The sequence below is a fragment of the Roseateles sp. genome, assembly GCF_031397715.1.
Classification (GTDB): domain Bacteria; phylum Pseudomonadota; class Gammaproteobacteria; order Burkholderiales; family Burkholderiaceae_C; genus Paucibacter_A.
The window spans coordinates 1-16,045 of the sequence record NZ_JANNMI010000158.1; the positions used below are offsets into that span (position 1 = coordinate 1).

A 16,045-nucleotide genomic window follows, 5' to 3' on the forward strand; every position below is an offset into this window, starting at 1 on the left:
CGCTGACCAGCACGCCGTCGACCACCCATTGCAGCAAAAAGGGCGACAGCAGGGCCAGCATTTCGAGCGCCAGCGCCAGACCCAGGATCTGCACCAAGGAGCGCTTCAAGCCGCTGATGCGGCCGAACAACTGGCGCCAGCGCAGACCAGGCGCCGCAGCCTGGGGCACGAAATCGGCGCCCGGCCGCAGCTCCAGCGCCACGCCGGTGAAATGGTGCGACAACTCGGCCAGTCGCATGCGGCGCCGGCCATGGGCGGGATCGTGGATCACGCAGTAGTCGCCGCTGACCTCGGCCAGCACGACGAAGTGATTGAAGTCCCAATGCAGCACGGCCGGCAGTTGCAGCTGCGCCAGATGGGCCGGTTCGGCCCGCAGCGCCCGGCTGGCCAGGCCCAGATCGGCCGCCATGCGGACCAGATCGGCCATCGTCACGCCCTTCAGCGAGAGCGAAAAGCGCGCTCGCAGCTGGTTCAGATTGAGTTGTAAACCATGCGCGTTGGCAACCATCGCCAGGCAGGCCAGACCGCATTCGGCCGCTTCGGTCTGCAGCAGCAACGGCAGGCGTGTGCGACCGCGCCAGCCGAGCTTGAGGCGGTGGATCAAACTGGGCTCAGACACGGCGTGCGAGGCTTAACAAGGGCTCGAAAATCCATTCGATCAGGCTGCGCCGCTCCAGCAACACATCGGCATCCAGCTGCATGCCGGGCTGCAGCGCCTGCTCCTGGCCATAGGCGCTGACGGATTGGCGGTCCAGGCCGACGGTGATGCGGTACAGCGGCTCGCTCAACGCGCCCTGGCTGAGGGCAGAGGGCAGATTCAATAGCGCCAGCTCGGCCGGGGTCAGCGGGGTGCGCGATACCTGCAAGACGCGGCCGCTTTGTTGGCCGAACTTTTGATAGGGGAAGGCCTGGTAGCGCAGATTGACCGCCTGTTGCGGCCGCACAAAGCCGATCGCGCTGGACGGCGCATACAGCTGCGCCACCATCTGCGTCTGGGCCGGCAGCAGGCTGGCCAGCACGGTGCCGGCGTTGATGCTCTGGCCCCTTTCGGCCTGCAGCGTGGCGACCACGCCGTCGCTGGGCGCGCGCAGCAGCAGGCGGCGGCGGCCTTCGGCTTCGAGCCCGAACCGGTTCAGCTCGGCGCGGTCACGGGCGATCTCGCCTTGCAGCACCTGGGCCTTCAGCGGCAGCTGCTGCGCCTCGGCCAGCGTCGCTTGTAGCTCGCGCCGCAAGGTCTCGCGTTGGCGCTCCAGCGCCTGGCCCTGGGCGCGCAGGCCCAGGATCTCCTCGCGCTTGGCTTGCACCTGAGCGGCGGAGATGAACTGATCTCGGCCGAGCTGCTCCAGCCGCGCCAAGGCCGCGTCGGCCAGCGTCTGGCGTTCCTGCTGCAAGCCGGCCTCGGCCTGCAGCAGCGCCAGCTCGCGCTCGATACCGCTGCGGCGCACGGCCAGCGTCTGCTGCTGAGTGTGCGCTAACTGGCGTTGTTGTTCGGCGGTGTCCTGCAGGCTTTGCTGGCCCGCCGTCAGGTTCTGGGCGATGGCCTCGCTGCTTTGACTGGCGTTGTCCAGACTGAGCACAAACAGCAGGTCGCCGGCCTTGACCTGCTGGCCCTCGCCGACCTCGCGCATCAGCACGGTGGCGGCCTGCGGGCTGCTGACGCGCAGCACGCCACGGTCGGGCAGCAGATAGCCGCTGACCCGGGCCTTGCGGGTGTATTCGGCTTGGCTCAGAAACAGGCCCACGCCAAGTACCGCCGAGATGGCGGACATGCTCAGCAGCCGCAACGACAGCGGGCGCAGCAGTTGGATGCTGCCTAACCAAGTTTGGTTCTGGGCCTTGACGGCTTCGGGGCGAAAAAGCATGGAGAGGTCGGGGCTATCTAGCCCCAATCCTCCTCAGGCAGACGCGATGACAGCGAGGAAATTTGATTTACCACGTGCTCTTTGGCAACTGAACCAAGGGGCTCAATTCCGAGACGTTAGCCTCGACCGCGCCCCATGTACTTTTTGGCAAGCCGCCACCAACCAAGCTCAGCAATTGAACGTCGATCTCAACTGGGCCTTGGGCAGGCAACTGAAGGTTCAGGGAAAGATTTTGTGTGTTTTGCATGACCGGTTCCGAATGAGTGGAGTGCGCTAGGTGCACAAAGCCATTTCAGCAAGGCTAAGCAAAACAGGTAACTGTCAACTCTTACAGTGTCGCTCGGGAATTTGGGCCGGACTCAGCGGATCAAGCCCAGGCGCAAGGCCTTCAACACCGCTTGGTGCTTGTTATTGCAACCGAGTTTGTGCATGGCGTTGCTGAGATGCAGCACGGCCGTGCGCTCGGTGATGCTCAGGATGGCGCCCACTTCCCAGGCCGTCTTGCCGTCCATGGTCCAGCGCAGCGCTTCCAACTCGCGCGGCGTCAGGTGGGGTTGGTCAAGTTGCTGCTCAGGCGGCAGCAAGACGCGCAAGGCGGTGTCCATCGCGTGAACGGCGAACAACTGCATGTCCGCCACTATCCGCGTCAATTCGCGGGAGTCGGCCGGCAACGCTTCGCTGCGTTCCATGCCCAGCACAAAATGCCGGCCTTCCGGCAGATGCAGGGCCAGAGCGATGCCGGTGCGATAGCCGAACCTGGCTTGGACGTCCCAAAGATCGCCGGCGCTCTCTTTCACATAGGTTCGCTGATCCCAGACTATGGGCACGCTTTGTCGTTTGCAATGCTGCATGACGGGATCCCGCTGGCCTAGCTGTGGGCTGTCCATGGCTTCGCGAAAGCCATTTGGGCAGTTGTCAATATTGATGAAATCGGAGCGACCAAGCGAATGGTCAACCACCGTTATGGCCGAAAACTTGTCGAAACCGAGTGCCTTGGTGAAATGCTCAAGCTCATAGGTGAACGCATCCCGGCTCCGAGCTTCAAGCACCGACTGGTATCCCCCCTGCAACATCGCTTTGCTTCCCACTAAGGCGGGCCTACGGCCGACTTGGCAATGGGCCCATCCATCCTCTCCCTGACAAGGTTTACAGCTGGCGTTTATTTCAGCAAGCAGCACACTGGCTGCTATGACCTCTTACGCGCTGTCAACCACCTCTTCCCCAACTTCTATTTTATCTATGACTCCAGCTTGGATTGTCTACGCTTGGCCTCGGGTTTTGTGTGAAGCGCAGCATGCGCAAAGCCTGCAGTTCGCTCATTTGAGCACCCAAGTGTTGGTCACAGGCGACGCAGCGCGCCCATCCCTGGGGCAAACCCTGTGGCAAGGCGCCGAGGGCCAGGCGATCGCGGGCGTGGCTTGGGATTGGATCAGCCTGCCGGCCGGCTTGGTGGCGATGGTGGATCCGATGGCCTTGATCACCAATTTGCAGTTCCTCAATCCGGCCGGCGAGGTGCTGGCGCCACTGGAGTCGGTGCTGCAGCTGAACGAAATCGTTCATGGTTTGCCCTGGCAATACGAGGTGCAGCGCGCGCTCGGCCTGCACTGAGCCCTCCACAAGCAATCAAACTATTTGTGTCCGGCTACAGCCAATCGCATGGACTTCGCAACGAAGAGCAAGCTGCCCACCGTTAAACCCGCCCCCACCAAGACGCCCGGCATCACTAGCGCCCAGCTCAGCGCCTCGCCCTTCAGCACCAACATCATCAGCGTGTTCTGGGCCAGACCCGGTACCCACAAATACCAGGCCGCGTCGCCGCCGGGGTTGAGCATGCTGACCATCGGCGCCAAGCCCACCAGCGTGACGATCAAGCCACTGCCGGCCTGCGCCTCCTTGAAGGTCTTGGAGCGGATTGCCATCGCCATCAAGACCGCGCCGAGGCCCGCTGCCAATGGAAGTTGCAGCAGCAAAAAAGCGAACACCTCATACCAGCCGAACTGGAACATCGCCTGCAGGCTGTCGCTGCGCAGCAGCCATTGCGCCGGGATAAAGCTCAGGCTGGCCAGCAGCGCCACCAGCAGACCCAGCAGCGCCACCGCGCCCCATTTGCCCATGACCAGGGCCAGATGCTGCACCGGGTTCATCAGCAGCGGCTCCAGCGAGCCGCGCTCGCGCTCACCAGCGGTGCTGTCGAGAGCGGCCGTTAGCGCGCCGTACAGCACGGCCATGATGATGAACATCGGAATGATGCTGGTGATGCGGCTGGCGCGCGCCTGCGCACTGGCCAGGTCACGCTCTTCCACCAAGACCGGCTGCAACAACTCGGTCGAGACGCCGCGCAGCGCCATATTCAGCGTCGCGCGCTCGCGGTTGAAGCCGCCCAGCAAGCGGCTCAAGGCCCCCAGCCCGCTGCTGGCGCGCTGATTGGCGCTGTCGCTGACCAGCTCCACGGTCGGCTGTCGGCCGGTCAACAATGCCGCTTCAAAATCTTTGGCTATGACCAGCACCGGCTCCAGCAGCTGGGTATTGCGCAGCCGCGCCTCGTAGTCGGCCGGCGCCGCTTTGATGCTGTAGGTCTGGCGCTCCAGATAGTTGCGCAGGGTGGGGGCGTGTTCGATGCCGGCCACCATCACTTCGCGCTTGTCGGCCCGCTCCTCCAGCGAGGAGATAAAGCCGGACAGCGCCAACAGCAGCAGCGGCCCCATCAGCACCGCCGGCACCATCAGGCGCAGCAACGTGCGGCGGTCGCGCAGCGCGTCCAGTACCTCTTTGACCAAGACGATCCAGAAGTTCTTGCCCAATGTGCTTTGTTTCATGCCGCCACTCCGGTCGGTTCAGGGTTGAAAGCCAGCTTGACGAAGGCGTCTTCGAACTTGCGCTCGCCGGCTTGTTCCAGCAGCTGCTCGACCGATCCTTCGGCCACGCTGCGCCCATTCGCCACGATGACAACATGCTCACAAAGCTGCTCCACCTCTTGCATGATGTGGGTCGAGAAAATGATGCACTTGCTGCCGCCCTCTTTCGAGCGCAGATGGCGCAGCGCCGCGCGCAAGGCCCGCGTGGCCAGCACGTCGAGACCGTTGGTCGGTTCGTCCAGCACGATATGGGCCGGGTCATGTACCAGCGCTCGGGCCAGCGCCGTCTTCATTCTTTCCCCCTGGCTGAAGCCTTCGGCGCGGCGGTCGAGGATCTTGTTCATCTCCAAAAGCCTGGCCAAGTCTTCGGCACGGGCATTCGCCGCAGCTTCTTCCATGCCCTGCAAGCGGCCGAAGTAGATGATGTTCTCGCGCGCCGACAAGCGCGGGTAGAGCCCATGCGCGTCGCCCAAAATGCCCATGCGGGCCAGCGCTTGGCGCGGCTGCTCGGCGACCGCGATGCCGTCGACCGTGATGCGGCCGCTGTCGGGCGTGAACATGCCGCCCAACATGCGCAGCGTGGTCGTCTTGCCGGCGCCGTTGGGGCCCAGCAAGCCGGTGATGCGGCCGTTCGGGGCAATCACCGTCACCGACTTGACCGCTTGCACCAGCAGCTTGGCCGGGCGCTTGAGCAGCGAGCCGCCACTCTTGGCGAAGAATTGTTTGCTGACGTTCTCAATGCGGATCATGGCTGTTGCCCCTGGCTGGCCTGCACCGGCAGGAAGACGCCGGGACGCGGGATCTTGCTGGCGCAGCTCGCGTCTTGCGGCAGCGCCAAGGCGTCTGTTTTGGCGTCGATAAAGCGGAACAGCAGCTCAACGGTGCAGCCCACGCCCATCACGCCATGGCCGGCCTCGGGCACGACGATGTGCTGTACCAGCTTTGCGTTAGCGGCGGCCAGCGCCTTGGCCGCGCGCTCGCCGTGGCGGGGCGGCGTGGCCGGGTCGGCGCCGCCGCTGAGCAGCAGCACCGGCGAGCCGGTCGGCGGCATGCTGTAGAAGGCCGGCGCGATCTCGGCGCGCGGCCATTGCTTGCAAACTCGGGCATAGAGCTGGGCATCGGCATTGCCAAAATCGGCGCCAGGCTGGTCGCTGGCCTGCGCCAGGCGCGGCACGTCCTCAGAGCAGACCACCGAGAAATGCATGCCCATGGCCAAGCGGCTGGACTTGCCGCCGCCGATCACGCTGGACAGGCCCATCAAGCCCTCGAACCGGCCTGCGCTGGCCGCCGCTATTGCCGCGGGCAGGGCGGCCGCCAAGGCCGGTGAATAAAGCGGCAGGCGCACGCTGCGCAGAAGCATCTCGCGGCTCAGCGTGAAGCTCTCCGGTTGGCCGGTCAGCGGCTGCCTAACGCTGATTTGGCGCGGCATGCTGGCCAGCAACTCGGCCCATTGCTGACGCAGCATCGGGAACTGCTGCTGGCAGCTCGGCTCCTTCTCGCAGGCCCGCAGGCTGGCGTCGAGCGCGGCCTGGCCGTCGGTCGAGAAGCTGGCCGGCAAGACCATATCGGGCGGCGCCACGCCGTCCAGCACCGTGCGCCGCACCTGCGCCGGGAACAGGCGCAGGTACTCCAGCGCGGCGCGTGTGCCGTAGCTGGCGCCGATCAAATTCCACTGCGGCGCACCCAGCGCCAGCCGCACCGCCTCGAAGTCCTGCATCGCGATCGTGGTCGAGTAAAAGCGCAGATCGCCGTGCGGCAGCTTGGCGAGGTCCTGGCGGCAGCTCTCCAGCCGTTTGAACTGCGCGTTAGCGTCGAGGGCCTCAGGCGTAGGTAGCTCGCGGTCGTCGGCGCATTGCAGCGGCGCCGACTTGCCGGTGCCGCGCTGGTCGATGAAGACCAGATCGCGGCGGTTGTTCAGCCGCGCCAGCCGGCCTAGCGCCATCGACGCGACGCCGATGGCGCTCTGGCCGGGGCCGCCGGCCAGCATCAGCACCGGGTCCGGCTGCTTGTTGCGCGCCATCGCGGGCACGACCAGGAAGTGAATGGCTATCTGCACGCCGGCCGGCTCGGCCGGATTCAGCGGGCGCTTGACGGACCCGCATTGCAGCTCATTGGGCATGCCCTCGATGCGGCAGGGGCCGGTGATGCCTTTGTCCGGCCCAGTCGCAGCTGTGGCCGAGCCATTTATCAATGTCAGGCTGAGCGCTAAGCCCAGGGCAGCAGGTCCGGCTTGGCGCCGCAGATGCTGGCGCTTTGTGTCTGTCATTTCCGTCCTCCAGGATCATCATCAGAGCTGTGCTGAACTGGAGCGGATTATGGGGAAGGCCGGGTGCCGCCTGCGGCCTCAAGCGGCGAATGGCGGTCAGTGGCGTTGAATGGTCTTGAATGGCGGTCGCTTGGTGGCGCAGGCCGCCGCCATCAGGGCTGACGGCAGGGGCTCTAACAAGCCAACACAGGACTGCATGCGGTCATCGGGTCTTGAGCGGCCCCGGCTCCGGAGGGCGACTGTTGTTCATATCCTTGGCGCCCGCATTGTCAGTTTGCTTGACCAAGCGCTCGGTTGATTTTCTGGGAATGCGACTCCCGGTGATGGTGGCCGCCGCCTCTGCAGCGGCCTCTTGAGGAGTTTGCTGAACCAGCTCCGGCGGCTCCTCGATGGTGGAGGCGCAAGCCGTCAGCAGCAGCGTCACGGCCACACCCAGCACGGCCAGCAATGTCTTTGGAAATTCAATCATGTCAAAACTCTTATGGGTGATGTCAAACAAGAATTTCCTCCTCGGCGCAGACAGGGCCCGCGGGAGCAAAAGGAGGAGGGGTTTGAGGCCGTCTGGAGGATAGCGGACAAACTTCGTCAGCGTCTATCGGCACTATCACCAGATTCTTTGCCGATCATCCAAACTGAGCGCCGACTTCGCCAGGCGCAGCATCAGCCACATCAGCAGCAGCGGGAACACCAAGGTCTGCATCAAGAAGCTGACGATCAGCCGGATCAAATCGCTGACGGCGCGGTTGGCCGCTTCTTGCATGCGTTCTGCGTAGGCGCGCACATCGGGCAGGGTGGCCGCGCGCTTGAGCCTGTCCAGTGTCGACTGTTGGGCTGCTGCGGCGCCTGATGGGTTGGCGGCGGCGGCTTGGCGCCCCAACTCGCCGGCCGTGTTGGCGATGCCTTGTTGGCTGCTTTGGTAGTCCTCGGCCAGCAGCTGCTTGAAAGCCAGATCGCTGCCCAAGAGGGACAAGGGCACGCTGAATCGCAGCACCAGCAGCCCGATCAAAGCCGCGCCGGCAAAGCGGGGCAGCACCTGACCCCGCCAAAGCAGCCCACTCACGCCCAGCGCAGTCAGCGTCAGCACCGCACTGACCCAGGCATGGCCGCCGACCGAGATCAGCACCTTCTGCACGCCGAAGGAGACCGAGGCCGCCAGCATCAGCGTCGAGAACTGCTCGATCAGGTCATTGATCGGATCAAGCATCTGGCCGGGCGCCACCGTCACGCCGACGCCAAGCGGCTGAACCGACAGCGTCGTTTCTTGCAGCGTCGAGATCACCGCATTGAGCGTGCGCGCGGTGGCGAAGGTGATCAAGGCGCGCTTCAGGCCCGCGTCAACCCGCTCGGTCGCAAGCGCATCCAACTGCGGCAGCCAGGCCAGGGCGGCGCTGGCGAGCAGGGCAGAGATGAGCAGCAGGCGGCGTACGGTGGCGTTCATCGGCAGCAGCATAAGCGATGATTTCAGCGGCGTGGCTCGGTGGGTGAGCGCACATCGGGCGCGCCGCGGCCAAGTTCAGCCGGGCGAAACTGCAGTTCGTCGCAACTTGCAAACAGACCGTGCAGGCCTCACGTTAAGCTGTGTCCATCACTTTCTAGGAGCAAGCAATGTCTGACAGCATCGAGCTGGACAAATTGGCCGAGTTGCATCAACGCGGGGTGTTGACCGCCGAAGAGTTCGCCCGTGCCAAAGAGCGCCTGCTGGCTGGCGCAAGCCATGCGCCCTCTGCATCCGGCTATCGGTCCACGAGCAGCGCCGCTGCGGGTGGCATCAATGAGCTGCGGCGCAGTGTTGACGACCGCTGGATCGGCGGCGTCTGCGGCGGTATCGCCAAGCTCACCGGCATCGAGTCCTGGTTGTGTCGTCTGCTGTTGACGGTGCTGGCGCTGTTTGCCGGCTCGGGTGTGTTGGTCTACATCCTGCTTTGGATCTTTGTGCCCGAAGAGTCTTGATTCAGCCGCTCACCAAGCCATCAATCACTTGAATGGTGCGGTCGCAACGAGCGGCCAGCGCCGGGTTGTGGGTCACGAACAGGATGGCCGTGCCTTGCTCTTGATTGACGCGGCGCAGCAGCTCAAACACCGCATCGGCGCTTTTGCTGTCGAGGTTGCCGGTGGGCTCATCGGCCAACAGCAGGGCCGGCTTCATCGCCAGTGCGCGCGCCACCGCCACGCGCTGTTGCTGGCCGCCGCTTAAGTTGCCGGCCATATTGTCTTGCCAGGGCGTCAGCCCGACGCTGGCGATCAACTCCAGCGCGCGCTGATGCATTTCGGCGTTAGGAAAACCGGCCGCCCCCAACATCGGCATCATCACGTTCTCCAGCGCGGTGAAGGCGCTGATCAGGTGGTGGTACTGGAACACAAAGCCGATGCTGTGGCCGCGCAGCCGGGTCAGCGCGCGGTCGTCCAGCTGGGTCGTTTCTTCGCCGTTGATCGTCAAGGTACCGCTGCTGGGGCGGTCCAGCAGGCCGACGATATTGAGCAGCGTGCTTTTGCCCGAGCCCGACGGCCCCATCACCGCGCAGAACTCGCCCTTGTGCAGGCTCAGATCAATGCCGTGCAGCACCTCGGTGGCGATGGGCGTGCCGGGGTTGAAGACCTTGCGCACGCCTTGCAGCTGCACCACCACCTTCTTGGCGGCTTCGGATGTTGTTGTCATTTCAAGCACGGATGGCCACCACGGGGTCAAGTCGTGCCGCGCGCAGGGCCGGCGCAAAAGCGGCGATCAGGCCCGTCAGCGTGGCCAAGAGCAGGGCAGCGCCGAACAGCTGCGGATCGAACACCAGCGGAAACAGCGGCGTGCCGTCGGCATTGCGCGCATAGATTTGCCACAGCCACAGCGCGAACGCGCCGACGCCGCTGCCCACCAGCGAGCCGCCCAGGCCCAGCAGCCCGCCTTGCAGCAAGAAGACGCGCAGGATCTGCGCCTGCGAAATCCCCATCGCGCGCAGAATGCCGATCTCGCGCGACTTCTGCACCACCACCACCACCAGCACGCTGGCGATGCCAAAGGCCACCGACAGGCCCACAAAGAAGCGGATCGCCGTGTTGGCCGTGGTTTGCGCGCTGACGGCCGAGAAGAATTGCGCGCTGGACTTGATCCAGCTGTCGGCCTGCACGCCGGTGCTGGCCGCGATCGTCTGTGCAATTTTTTCGGCCGCGTAGACATCGCGCACCGTCACATCCAGGCTGGTGACGCCGCCGGGCAGGCCCAGCAGGCTTTGCGCGGTATGGCGCGCCACAAAAGTGCTGCGTTGGTTGGCGCCTTTGTTGCCGAGGTCGAAGATGCCGATGATGGTGAGGGTGCTGGCGTCCGCGTTGGCTGCGTTGGCCGAGTTGGCGGTCGTCAGGCGCAGCTTGTCGCCGATGTCCACGCCCAGATCGGTGGCAAGATCAGTGCCGATCAAGATGTCGGTGCCGCCCAGATCGGCACGCCCACGCACCAGCTTGTCGTTCAGATCCACGATGCGGTAATACAAATCGGGATCGATGCCGTTGACCGCAATCGCCCGGCTGGCGCTGCCGCGCAGCACCAGGGCCGAGCCGCTGGTCAGCGGCGACACCACCAGCACATCCGGCGTGGCGCGCACCTGGGTGGCCACCGCCTGCCATTGATCGATCGACTTGAGCCGCTGCAGCGGCGGCTGGATGATGGCGCCCGGCTGTTCGGTCAGGCTGGCCGGCCGCAGCGCCCGCGTCACCTCCTGATGCGGCAGCAGCTGGATATGCGCTTGGGCCGTCAACACGCGCCGGATGAAGTTGCCTTGCAGCCCGGCCAGCAAGGCCGACATGAACACGATCACGGCCACGCCAATCGCCACGCCGATGATGATGAACAAGGTCTGCAGCCGCCCTTCACGCAAGAAGCGCAGCGCGACGATCCATTCGAAAGGCAAGGCAGAGGGCAGGGTGCGGGCCATGGGGCGCAGGCTTTCAGTGACCGGCGGGAAGAGCGGCGGGAAGGGCGGCGGGAAGGGCGGCGCTGCCGGGCTTGGCGGCGGGAGCATCCGCTTTGGCGCGCACCCGCGCGCCGTCCTGCACCGGCTCTTTGGCCAGCAGCAGGCGGTCGCCTTCGGCCAAGCCGTCCAGCAGCTCGGCATAGCCGCCGCTGCGCAGGCCCAGGCGCACGTTTTGGCGGCGGGCTTTGCTGTCAGCGCCCACGCGCAGCACCCAAGGTGCGCTGCTGTCGGGCTCACGCACGACGGCCAGCGGCAGCAGCAAGGCTTGCGGGCGGCGCGCCACTTCGATGTCCACCGACACCGTCATGTCCTGGCTCAGATAGGGCGGCGGCGCCGCTACATCCAGCTTGACCTCGACCGCGCCGGTCTGCGCGTTCACGCCGGGGTTGATGTAGACCAGCTTGGCCGCAAAGCGCTGGTCAGGGAAAGCGTCGGCCGAAGCCAGCGCCGGCTGACCGGGCGCGATCAGGCGCAGATTGCGTTCATCGACGCTCAAGACCAGCTGCGTGCGCCCCGCTGGCGACAGCGTCATCAAGACCTTGCCGGCCTGCACCACATCGCCGACCTCCACCTTGCGGCCAATCAGCGTGCCGGCGGCCGGCGCTTTGATGCGGGCGTAGGCAGCGCGTGCGGCCGCGGCTTCGGCGCTGGCGCGCGCTTGCGCCAGCGCCGCGTCGGCCAGGGCGGCGTCGCTGCCGCCGGGGCGCAGCGCTTCGGTTTGCTTTTGGCTCAAGTGCCACTGCGCTTCAGTCAAGACCAGCGTGGTGCGTGCCTGCTCCAGCGCGGCCTCGCCGATGAAGCCTTGCTCGAACAAGGCTTGTTGCCGGTTCAGCTGCGATTTGGCGTTAGCCAAGTTGGCTTGCGCCTGGCGCAGCTGTTGCTCGGCCACCGGTGCTTGCAACTCCGCGACCTGGCGCACGCGGGCCAAGGTCTGCTGCACCGCCAACTCGGCCTGGCGTTGATTGGCGCGCAACTCGGTGGATTCCAGCTCGATCAGCAAGTCCCCCGCCTCGACCTGTCCGCCTTGAGCGACGGGCACGCGTGCCACGGTGCCGGTGATCTGCGCCGCAATATCGGCGCGGTGCGGCGTCTCGACGCGCCCGCTGGCCACCACCGACTGCACAAAGTCGCGGCGCATGACCGTGGCGGTCGCGACCTCCGGGCCGCGCCAGCTGCGCCACGCCAATGCGGCCAAGCTCAGCAGCAAGGCCAGCAAAGCCAAGCGCCACTTCCAGCCAAGCGTCTTCAGCATTGCGGGCAGGTCGGTTTTCATAAAGGCGCGGCGCGGTTTTTGCTGAAGCGTCAATCTACGGGCACGGCTCGGATGGCGGCTTGTTCTGCGTCAATTGTGGGTGCTTGAAAAAGGGGTCAGGTTCATTTAAATCGCTGCGAATAAATGAACCCGACCCCATTTTTGCTGCGACCCCATTTTTGCTGATGGTTGCACTACGGCAGCGCCCGCGCCATGAGCAGCGCCCAAAGCAGCGCGTAGCTCGCCGCGGCGGCGCCCACCCACCGGGCCCCCTGTACGACGCGGCACTGCTGCAGCGCCAAGCCCACCAAGGGCAGCAGTTGCTGTGAGTGAACACCCATGAAGTGAGCCGGGCGTGCGTCTGCGCCGCCCATATGCCAGCCCACGATGGGCACCCCCACGCCCGCTGGCGGCTGCTGGCCACCGAGGAGAAAGCCGCTGATCGTGGCGAGCAGGAAGGTCAGCATGAGGCCGGCCACCACGGCTTGAGTCAGCACCGTATCGCTCGTGTTGCTGTGTCGGGCAATCAGCCAGGCCAACACGGCCTGGGTTGAGGTCAGCAGGACGGCAGCCAGCGCCATGAGCCCAAACAGCGCAGCGTGAAGCGGGTCGCGCAGGTTGTGGTGGGAGCCTTCGCCCAGGGCGGCCTGCAGGCTGATGTAGCCCACTTCGAAGCTCGAGGTCAGCACCACGACCCACGCCAAGCTACGCACGGTCCGCATACGGCGCATGGACTCGGGCAGCAAGCCGATGAACCACGCGGTGCTGGCTGAGAACAGCGCCGTGGAGGCCATGAACTTCAAGGGCTTGGCCCAGATGGCCACGTCGCGCCAGCTGCGGTCGTCCAGCGCCAACAGCAGCAAGGTCGGCAGCATCAGAGCCAGCATCAGCCACGCAAATCTCGCGAGCAATGGCTGGCGCACCAACAGTTCGCGGTGCAAGGCACGGGCTTCTTGAACCAGCCCACGTGCATTCGACGAGGTTGCAGTCGCCAAGGTCATGCTCCACAAGTTGACACTGTCAACAATTGTGCGTGATACTTGTAGACACTGTCAACGAAATTGGGGGCAACGATGGTGAACGCAGCTTCAGCCTTTGTGCAGCAGTACGGCCCATGGGCCCTGGTCACCGGCGCATCGGACGGCATTGGCCGCGCGTTTGCCGAGGAGTTGGCGCGGCGCGGGGTGCATGTGATCCTGGTGGCGCGGCGCCGTGCACAGTTGGAGCAGCTGGCGGCCAGACTGACCCAGGCGCACGGTGTGCAGTGCCGGGTCGTGCCGGCAAACTTGTCGAACACGGAAGGCGTGCAGCAGGTGCTTAAATGCAGCAAAGACCACGATGTGGGGCTGGTGGTGTGCGCGGCGGGGTTCGGCACTTCCGGGCTATTTCTTCAGAACGATCTGCCCACTGAGTTGGACATGTTGCAGGTCAACTGCGGGGCGCTCGCGGCGCTGAGCTGGGGCATGGGGCACCGGCTGGTGCAGCGCGGCCGGGGTGGCTTGCTGCTGCTGAGTTCGGTGGTGGCGTTTCAGGGCGTGCCCCGCTCGGCCCACTACGCGGCCAGCAAAGCCTATGTGCAAACCCTGGCCGAGGGCCTGCGCGAAGAATGGTCCGGCCTCGGCGTGCAGGTGCTGGCAGTAGCGCCCGGCCCGGTGCGCTCCGGCTTTGCGGCGCGCTCGCGGATGACCATGGCTCAAGCTGAAGATCCGCAGGTGGTGGCTCGCGCCAGCTTGGATGCGCTGGGCCGCACGGGCACGGTGCGCCCTGGTTTTCTTGCCAAGCTGCTGGGCTATTCGCTGGCGCTCACGCCGCGCTGGGCGCGCATCAAGATCATGGGCAAGGTCATGGCTGGCATGGCCCGCCGGCCCTGAAACTACCCATCGCCGTTGGCACACTGAATACCCATGACCAAATCCCGAGACCCGGCCTCATCGCTCAAGGAGGCGTGCGTGCAGGCGGCGCGCGAAGTGATCGCCGAGCGCGGCGTTGAAAACCTGAGCATGCGTGATGTGGCGCGCAAGCTGGATATTTCGCACCAGGCGCCCTACCGCCACTTTGAAAGCCGCGACCATTTGCTGGCCGAAATCATGCGCCGCTGTTTTGCCGACTTCGCGCAGCACCTGGATGATCACCCGCGCACCGGCCAGCCCGAAGCCGACCTGGAAGCCATGGGGCACGCCTACCTGAACTACGCGCTTAAAAAACCCTTGGAATACCGCCTGATGTTTGGCACGCAATGGCCCGAGCCCGCGCAGCACCCGGCGCTGGTGCAGCACGCGGTGCATGCGTTCAACTTGCTGCGCGACAGCCTGCGCGCCATGCACGGCCAACCAGCCGATCAGCACGCTCAGGCCGACCGGCAGGCGATGTTTATCTGGTCCGCTCTGCACGGCATGGCCAGCATCACGCAGGCCAATGTGATGCAACACCTGAACCTCGCAGCCGGCGTTGAGCAAGCCCTGCCACAAGACATGATGGCGCGCATAGGCCTGGGTCTGGGTCTGAACCTGCCGGACCTTGTGCCGCCTGCTCCCGCTGCACCGAAACCCAAGCGAAACCGTGCGACATGAATCTTCGACCTGCTGCGCTGTATGGCTTGCTGGCGACCCTGTCACTGTCAGGCTGTACGGCCTACAACTACACCGCGCCTGATAGCCCGGTGCCTCTCACGACGGCCAGCAGCACCGAGCCGAAACCCCGCGTCGCCCTGGTGCTGGGCAGCGGCGGCCCGCGCGGTTATGCCCATATTGGGGTTTTGAAGGTGCTGGAAGAAGCGGGCGTGCAAGTGGACCTGCTGGTTGGCTCCAGCGTGGGATCGCTGCTCGGCGCCTTCTGGGCGGCAGGCTACAACGCCGCTCAGTTGGACGAGGCGGCGCGCAGCGGTGGGCCGCTGACCTTGTTTGACCCTTCCTTGTTCGCCGACCGGGGCTGGATTCACGGGCAGCGCCTGCAGGACTACGTCAACCTTCGGCTGGGCAACGCTTCACTGGAGCAATTGCCGCGCCGCCTGATCGTGGCCACCACCCGGCGCGACGACAAACAGCCCGTCTTCTTTGAGCGCGGCAATGTGGGCGTGGCGGTGCGCGCATCGAGCGCGGTGGCAGGCGTGATCTCGCCCGTGGGCGTGCGGGGCGTCGAGTACGAAGATGCCGAAGAGTCCCTGCCCGTGGCCGTGCGCGCTGCTCGGCAAGCTGGCGCGACGTTTGTGATCGCGGTGGATGTGTCGGCCCGAGCCGGCAAGGCGGCCCCGGGCACCACGTCAGCTCAGCGTGACCGAGATGCCCGGCGCCGCAGCCGCATCGACCTAGAGACCCGCCTGGCCGATTTTGTGATCCACCCCGATATGGCGTACGCCGCCGGCCCGCGAGCCAGCTATTTTTCGCAGGCGCAGCGGGCCGGGGAAGCTGAGGCACAGCACTTGCTGCCCGACCTGCTGCGGAAGATGACGCTGGCCGGCGTTCGTTAGACGCGAGTTGCTTGGTTTGGGCGCCCGCACGCTGTCGATTGGTGAAAATAGGGTTGGTAAAAATGGGGTCAGGTTCATTTTCCAGGCTGATCTAAATTGGTAAAAAAGGGGTCATAAAAAAGGGGTCAGGTTCATTTTCCAGGCTGATCTAAATGAACCTGACCCCATTTTTCCTTTAACCCCATTTTTCCTTAAATGAACCTGACCCCATTTTTCGGGGACCCCATTTTTCGGGGAGAGTTGGAATCCCCCCGCGTCAGAATACATGTCGCCCCTATACAAACCGACAAACAGGGGGCAGTGATGAGAGAACGACTTGGCTCGATACGGAAAATCATTCAAGAACAAATACGTTGCACGGCTGCTGTCGCCGCTGAACGAAGCAGTG

The 16,045-nt window shown here is 64.9% G+C and carries 19 protein-coding genes; 5 read left to right on the forward strand and 14 right to left on the reverse strand.

From position 1 onward, the window contains the following. From RMO57_RS06875 to RMO57_RS06890, 4 genes are all read right to left on the reverse strand, one after another. Positions 1-619 (reverse strand): cysteine peptidase family C39 domain-containing protein (locus tag RMO57_RS06875; protein WP_310385329.1); only part of this gene is annotated, 619 nt, incomplete at its 3' end. Next, positions 612-1,862, reverse strand: a complete 1,251-nt coding sequence (locus RMO57_RS06880) for an HlyD family secretion protein (RefSeq protein ID WP_310385330.1) — start codon at positions 1,860-1,862, stop codon at positions 612-614. The genes RMO57_RS06875 and RMO57_RS06880, both read right to left, overlap by 8 nt. Before the next feature lie 67 nt (positions 1,863-1,929). Continuing rightward, entirely contained in the window at positions 1,930-2,109 is a 180-nt protein-coding gene (locus RMO57_RS06885) for a hypothetical protein (RefSeq protein WP_310385331.1), read from the reverse strand. Between the two features lie 112 nt (positions 2,110-2,221). Next, positions 2,222-2,911, reverse strand: coding sequence for a helix-turn-helix transcriptional regulator (locus tag RMO57_RS06890; RefSeq protein WP_310385332.1), 690 nt, complete (start codon positions 2,909-2,911; stop codon positions 2,222-2,224). Between the two features lie 190 nt (positions 2,912-3,101). Between RMO57_RS06890 and RMO57_RS06895 the strand changes: the two genes are divergently transcribed. Continuing rightward, the gene (locus RMO57_RS06895) at positions 3,102-3,470 is read left to right on the forward strand and encodes a hypothetical protein (protein ID WP_310385333.1); all 369 of its coding nucleotides are present in this window, start codon (positions 3,102-3,104) and stop codon (positions 3,468-3,470) included. 20 nt (positions 3,471-3,490) lie between these two features. Here the strand turns inward: RMO57_RS06895 and RMO57_RS06900 are convergent, their stop codons facing one another. The 5 genes from RMO57_RS06900 to RMO57_RS06920 form a co-directional block, all read right to left on the reverse strand. Next, the gene (locus tag RMO57_RS06900; protein ID WP_310385334.1) at positions 3,491-4,678 is read right to left on the reverse strand and encodes an ABC transporter permease; all 1,188 of its coding nucleotides are present in this window, start codon (positions 4,676-4,678) and stop codon (positions 3,491-3,493) included. After that, a complete protein-coding gene (locus tag RMO57_RS06905; RefSeq protein ID WP_310385335.1) occupies positions 4,675-5,466 on the reverse strand; it encodes an ATP-binding cassette domain-containing protein in 792 nt (263 codons plus the stop codon). Before RMO57_RS06905 ends, RMO57_RS06900 begins: the two co-directional genes overlap by 4 nt. Further along, positions 5,463-6,983: an alpha/beta hydrolase gene (locus tag RMO57_RS06910; protein WP_310385336.1), complete on the reverse strand. Its 1,521-nt coding sequence runs from the start codon at positions 6,981-6,983 to the stop codon at positions 5,463-5,465. The genes RMO57_RS06905 and RMO57_RS06910 overlap by 4 nt, the downstream gene beginning before the upstream one ends. A gap of 202 nt (positions 6,984-7,185) precedes the next feature. Further along, positions 7,186-7,482, reverse strand: coding sequence for a hypothetical protein (locus tag RMO57_RS06915; protein WP_310385337.1), 297 nt, complete (start codon positions 7,480-7,482; stop codon positions 7,186-7,188). Between the two features lie 105 nt (positions 7,483-7,587). Beyond that, positions 7,588-8,421 (reverse strand): hypothetical protein, encoded by an 834-nt coding sequence (locus tag RMO57_RS06920; RefSeq protein ID WP_310385338.1) that lies wholly within the window; start codon positions 8,419-8,421, stop codon positions 7,588-7,590. A gap of 167 nt (positions 8,422-8,588) precedes the next feature. Between RMO57_RS06920 and RMO57_RS06925 the strand changes: the two genes are divergently transcribed. Further along, a complete protein-coding gene (locus tag RMO57_RS06925) occupies positions 8,589-8,933 on the forward strand; it encodes a PspC domain-containing protein (protein ID WP_310385339.1) in 345 nt (114 codons plus the stop codon). Between the two features lies 1 nt (position 8,934). Here the strand turns inward: RMO57_RS06925 and RMO57_RS06930 are convergent, their stop codons facing one another. The 4 genes from RMO57_RS06930 to RMO57_RS06945 all read right to left on the reverse strand — a co-directional run bounded on the left by RMO57_RS06930 (position 8,935) and on the right by RMO57_RS06945 (position 13,186). Next, positions 8,935-9,639 (reverse strand): ABC transporter ATP-binding protein, encoded by a 705-nt coding sequence (locus RMO57_RS06930; protein ID WP_310385340.1) that lies wholly within the window; start codon positions 9,637-9,639, stop codon positions 8,935-8,937. Position 9,640: 1 nt separating this feature from the next. Continuing rightward, positions 9,641-10,900, reverse strand: coding sequence for an ABC transporter permease (locus RMO57_RS06935; RefSeq protein ID WP_310385341.1), 1,260 nt, complete (start codon positions 10,898-10,900; stop codon positions 9,641-9,643). A 13-nt stretch (positions 10,901-10,913) separates the two neighbouring features. Next, positions 10,914-12,191: an efflux RND transporter periplasmic adaptor subunit gene (locus tag RMO57_RS06940; protein WP_310385342.1), complete on the reverse strand. Its 1,278-nt coding sequence runs from the start codon at positions 12,189-12,191 to the stop codon at positions 10,914-10,916. 194 nt (positions 12,192-12,385) lie between these two features. Further along, on the reverse strand, positions 12,386-13,186 hold the full coding sequence (locus RMO57_RS06945; RefSeq protein ID WP_310385343.1) for a hypothetical protein: 801 nt from the start codon (positions 13,184-13,186) through the stop codon (positions 12,386-12,388). An 81-nt stretch (positions 13,187-13,267) separates the two neighbouring features. Here RMO57_RS06945 and RMO57_RS06950 point away from each other — a divergent pair, with 81 nt between their 5' ends. The 3 genes from RMO57_RS06950 to RMO57_RS06960 are packed head-to-tail and all read left to right on the forward strand — an operon-like array spanning position 13,268 to position 15,657. Continuing rightward, a complete protein-coding gene (locus RMO57_RS06950; protein WP_310385344.1) occupies positions 13,268-14,062 on the forward strand; it encodes an SDR family NAD(P)-dependent oxidoreductase in 795 nt (264 codons plus the stop codon). Between the two features lie 33 nt (positions 14,063-14,095). Then, positions 14,096-14,761 (forward strand): TetR/AcrR family transcriptional regulator, encoded by a 666-nt coding sequence (locus RMO57_RS06955; protein WP_310385345.1) that lies wholly within the window; start codon positions 14,096-14,098, stop codon positions 14,759-14,761. Then, a complete protein-coding gene (locus RMO57_RS06960) occupies positions 14,758-15,657 on the forward strand; it encodes a patatin-like phospholipase family protein (protein ID WP_310385346.1) in 900 nt (299 codons plus the stop codon). Before RMO57_RS06955 ends, RMO57_RS06960 begins: the two co-directional genes overlap by 4 nt. A gap of 111 nt (positions 15,658-15,768) precedes the next feature. On the opposite strand, the gene RMO57_RS06965 is transcribed toward RMO57_RS06960, so the two are convergent. Next, positions 15,769-16,045 (reverse strand): hypothetical protein (locus RMO57_RS06965; RefSeq protein ID WP_310385347.1); only part of this gene is annotated, 277 nt, incomplete at its 5' end.

Bases quoted from the DNA above. Each gene is read 5' to 3' on its own strand.
- RMO57_RS06880 (WP_310385330.1), bottom strand. From the start codon at position 1,862: ATGCTTTTTCGCCCCGAAGCCGTCAAGGCCCAGAACCAAACTTGGTTA.
- RMO57_RS06885 (WP_310385331.1), bottom strand. From the start codon at position 2,109: ATGCAAAACACACAAAATCTTTCCCTGAACCTTCAGTTGCCTGCCCAA.
- RMO57_RS06895 (WP_310385333.1), top strand. From the start codon at position 3,102: ATGACTCCAGCTTGGATTGTCTACGCTTGGCCTCGGGTTTTGTGTGAA.
- RMO57_RS06900 (WP_310385334.1), bottom strand. From the start codon at position 4,678: ATGAAACAAAGCACATTGGGCAAGAACTTCTGGATCGTCTTGGTCAAA.
- RMO57_RS06905 (WP_310385335.1), bottom strand. From the start codon at position 5,466: ATGATCCGCATTGAGAACGTCAGCAAACAATTCTTCGCCAAGAGTGGC.
- RMO57_RS06910 (WP_310385336.1), bottom strand. From the start codon at position 6,983: ATGACAGACACAAAGCGCCAGCATCTGCGGCGCCAAGCCGGACCTGCT.
- RMO57_RS06920 (WP_310385338.1), bottom strand. From the start codon at position 8,421: ATGAACGCCACCGTACGCCGCCTGCTGCTCATCTCTGCCCTGCTCGCC.
- RMO57_RS06925 (WP_310385339.1), top strand. From the start codon at position 8,589: ATGTCTGACAGCATCGAGCTGGACAAATTGGCCGAGTTGCATCAACGC.
- RMO57_RS06930 (WP_310385340.1), bottom strand. From the start codon at position 9,639: ATGACAACAACATCCGAAGCCGCCAAGAAGGTGGTGGTGCAGCTGCAA.
- RMO57_RS06935 (WP_310385341.1), bottom strand. From the start codon at position 10,900: ATGGCCCGCACCCTGCCCTCTGCCTTGCCTTTCGAATGGATCGTCGCG.
- RMO57_RS06940 (WP_310385342.1), bottom strand. From the start codon at position 12,191: ATGCTGAAGACGCTTGGCTGGAAGTGGCGCTTGGCTTTGCTGGCCTTG.
- RMO57_RS06955 (WP_310385345.1), top strand. From the start codon at position 14,096: ATGACCAAATCCCGAGACCCGGCCTCATCGCTCAAGGAGGCGTGCGTG.
- RMO57_RS06960 (WP_310385346.1), top strand. From the start codon at position 14,758: ATGAATCTTCGACCTGCTGCGCTGTATGGCTTGCTGGCGACCCTGTCA.